Source organism: Mesorhizobium sp. M7A.F.Ca.CA.004.06.1.1, assembly GCF_003999135.1.
In the GTDB taxonomy this organism is placed as follows: Bacteria; Pseudomonadota; Alphaproteobacteria; order Rhizobiales; family Rhizobiaceae; genus Mesorhizobium.
In genome coordinates this window covers 1-2,143 of the sequence record NZ_RZPQ01000898.1, presented here as the reverse complement: position 1 = coordinate 2,143, position 2,143 = coordinate 1, and the positions used below count along the sequence as shown (strand labels likewise).

Sequence of the window (2,143 nt, the reverse complement as noted above, 5' to 3'; positions counted from 1 at the left end):
CGCCATGCCGGTCACAATTGCCAGCCTTGTCAGCCAGCGCGCACGTCCTTGCCGCATCATATCCCTTTCAGCCAGGCGCCATCTCCGCATCAGCGGGATCGGCGTAGACTCGATCTTTCCAGGCAAAGCATGGCCTTTTTGGGGTCGCGCTTCAATCCGCCTCGAATTCACAATCCGGGCACCCGATTAACAAATCATGGCGACAGGCACCAGTTTTCCGGTCTTGAATTTCGGTGTTGGCCCTGCGCGGCGCCGAAGATATCGCAGATTCGACCCTTGAGCTCGGCTTCGACCGCTAAGGCTCGGGGCCAATATCAACCCTCGGCTGGCGCGGCGGACCGCTGCACCAGCGTGTCGCTGTATCCACCGGCCGCTATCGTGCTGCACAGTTCGTTCCATTCGCAGCCGCCGCAGGCCTTGCGTACAAGGCCAGCCGAAAACGCCTGCCGCATCCGGGCCAAGGTCCCCGTGTCGAGATCGAGGTGGGTGCCGACCCGGATTGGCCGCGCCAGCAATTCTCCTACATCCAGCGCGGCGAGCCGGTCCCGCTCGACGACGCTCTCGTTGAGGCAGTGAGGTTCCGGCTCGTCGAGCAATGGAGCGCAGACATCGTCGGGGCCGGAAACGAGGAGGATGTCCTCGCCCCGGCTCAGGCGCTCCGCGACGCGATCATAATTGGCGGTGAAGGCGGGGCTGTATCCCTTGCCCACATAGGTGAGCGGGCAAAGGAGATGATGGGCGCGCAGCTTGATCGTCACGGATTGGCCGGCTTGGCCTTGCCGCCGGGAAAGGCCATGAGGGTCGCGGCACCCAGCGCTGACTTGAGCAAGCCGCCGACGATGAACGGCAGGAAGCCGAAGGTAACGGCCTGTTCGGCTCCAATCATGACGGCAAGCCATGCTGTGCCCAGCACAAGGCAGGCAAGGTTGCCAAGCAGCATGGCGACAAAGGCAAGCATCACCCTTTTGCCGTTCCAGCCGCGTTCTGCTAGCCAGCCGACCAAGGCGCCGACAAGCGGGAAGGCGAAGAGATAGCCACCCGTCGGCCCGACGAAATGCGCCGCACCCGCTGCCCCTCCGGACAGAACCGGAAAGCCGACCGCACCCTCGACCAGCCAGGCGACGATGGTGAGCGCGCCAAGCCGCCAGCCATAGAGCGCGCCGATCAGGGTCACGGCAAAGGTCTGCATGTTTACCGGGACCGGCACCATCGGCACCTCGATATAGGACGCCAGCGCCAGGAACAGGGTGCCAAGCACGACGGCTCCAACCTGCCAGGCAAGAGAACGATCCTGGAGCCGGAGCGGACTGAACGACGGCTTGCCGGGGGAGAATGCGACGTCTGTCATTGGGATTCCTTTGATCGATTGAAAATTATAGATAATTTCTCTTTCCGATCTATTATCGAATCCACACTTCCCTGGAGATTGCAAGCCCTGGCTTTGGCGGAGGCCGACTAACCTACGATGGCAAAAGCTTCGCGCGTCGTCCCGGAGGCCGTCCTGACCGGCTTGCGGCCAATCCATTGGACGTGCCGCCCCAGTGTGACGGCCGCGGATTCGGTGTTTCCCTGCCGCAAGGCGGAGAGGATCGCGCGATGGTCCTGATCGGTGCGCGTCTCCCACTCCGACCGCCATGCCGCGAACAGGAAACGGGCGCTTGCCGCGTGCAGATCGTCGATGGTCGCGAGCAGGCGCGGCATGCCGCATGGCGACAGGATCAAGCGGTGGAAGGCGCGGTTGGCCTCTTCCCACGACCTGACATCGCGGGACTTGTCGCCGGCCTTGGTCGCCTCCTCGGCGAGATCGAGAATGGCCGATGTCAGGTGCGGCGCGGCGTGGCGCAGCGCCAGCACCTCAAGGGCGGCGCGCATTTCGGCGACCTCCTTGACCTCGCCCAGATCGAAAGACGCGACGCGCACGCCGCGCCGCGGCTCGCCGATGGCCAGCCCTTGCGCCTCCAGACGCCGGAAGGCCTCGCGCACGGGAACATGGCTGGTTTGGAATTCCTCGGCGATATGATCCTGCCGAAGCCTGGCCCCCGGCTCGATCGCGCCGGATATGATGCGGTCCGCCAGAACCTTGCTGATGCGCACCGCGATGGTGTCGTCTGTGCCCTTTGCCATGTTTTATAGATACTTTGCG

At 63.7% G+C, this 2,143-nt stretch carries 3 protein-coding genes; all 3 read right to left on the bottom strand.

What is annotated here, in order from left to right:
- Positions 1–314 precede the first annotated feature (314 nt).
- The gene (locus EN906_RS31855; protein WP_127268973.1) at positions 315–758 is read right to left on the bottom strand and encodes a DUF1284 domain-containing protein; all 444 of its coding nucleotides are present in this window, start codon (positions 756–758) and stop codon (positions 315–317) included.
- Complete coding sequence (locus EN906_RS31850; RefSeq protein ID WP_127268974.1) at positions 755–1,348, bottom strand: biotin transporter BioY; 594 nt, start codon at positions 1,346–1,348, stop codon at positions 755–757. The genes EN906_RS31855 and EN906_RS31850 overlap by 4 nt, the downstream gene beginning before the upstream one ends.
- A gap of 107 nt (positions 1,349–1,455) precedes the next feature.
- Positions 1,456–2,124 carry a GntR family transcriptional regulator gene (locus tag EN906_RS31845; RefSeq protein ID WP_127272279.1) on the bottom strand — a complete coding sequence of 223 codons (669 nt, stop codon included), beginning with the start codon at positions 2,122–2,124 and terminating at the stop codon, positions 1,456–1,458.
- Positions 2,125–2,143: the final 19 nt, after the last annotated feature.

What these genes read in the sequence shown, in the direction of transcription:
- EN906_RS31850 (WP_127268974.1), bottom strand. Translation starts at nt 1,348, where the DNA reads ATGACAGACGTCGCATTCTCCCCCGGCAAGCCGTCGTTCAGTCCGCTC.
- EN906_RS31845 (WP_127272279.1), bottom strand. Translation starts at nt 2,124, where the DNA reads ATGGCAAAGGGCACAGACGACACCATCGCGGTGCGCATCAGCAAGGTT.